The sequence below is a fragment of the Aliivibrio sp. 1S128 genome (assembly GCF_001691065.1).
Taxonomy (GTDB): Bacteria; Pseudomonadota; Gammaproteobacteria; order Enterobacterales; family Vibrionaceae; genus Aliivibrio.
The window spans coordinates 1-878 of record NZ_MAJV01000040.1 but is presented as its reverse complement, the minus strand read 5'-3'; the positions used below and the strand labels follow the sequence as shown (position 1 = coordinate 878).

At 40.7% G+C, this 878-nt stretch carries 1 pseudogene; it reads right to left on the bottom strand.

From position 1 onward, the window contains the following. Nucleotides 1-878, bottom strand: a pseudogene (locus tag A6E03_RS20235) (hypothetical protein); the annotation flags it as partial.

Genomic DNA, 878 nt, shown 5'->3' with positions numbered 1-878 from the left:
GGTGTCGGTTGCCCTGATGGTGGCTGGCTAATTTGACGAATGATCATCACTTCTGCATTCATCTTTCGCTGCCACGCGGCAAAGTGTGCAGGATAATCAGGGTTATGTATCACTATTGCTTCAGGGTTAACCAACGCTTCTAATATGACCAACCTTAAATTACTGATCATACCCTGAGGTGTTGTTGCTGTGTTCATTTGATGTGGAAACAGTAAATTCGCTATCCCTCGCCAACTCTCTTTAGCTTGGCCTGTCACTGCATTTTGCAGAGCAATGAAACTTAACTGAACAGGCTCTGCTAATGCTTTAAACCATTTATTATCTTGAATTCGAATATCATCAGTAAAGCCTCCCCAACTCGCTATCGCTCCCGATAATGCCCCCATATCACCTAAGCTATTGATTGAAATAAGGTGATTACTCAACTCTTCCACATGATCATTAAGTGCTTGTAAGTTGTCGTTTGAAAAACCCAATGACGCTAATGCAAACAGTGTTTTTGGCGAATCGAGGGAAAGTGCAATTTCTAGGGTTGCATACTCCTTCTCGGTATTCACCGCTTGTTTGATTACCTGTAAATATTGGCTGATTACACTTAATAAATAAGTGAGGTGGTCTTCATCTTGATTATCAATACCAATGACTAATGGATCCGTTCCGAGCAGCTCAAACGCCTCCATAAAATCTTGATAGAGCATGGCAATACGCTTATCTTGATCTTTAAGTTGGGTGTAGTGTTGAGTAAGAAATTCATCTAACTCACTCCAATTAACCTCATCACTGAAGAGAGTATTCTTTTCCCAAGCGGTTTTCTGCTCATCATTGGGCGTAAAATGGTATTTATCTTTTAGTTCAGAATGTTTCTCTAACGCTTCTTC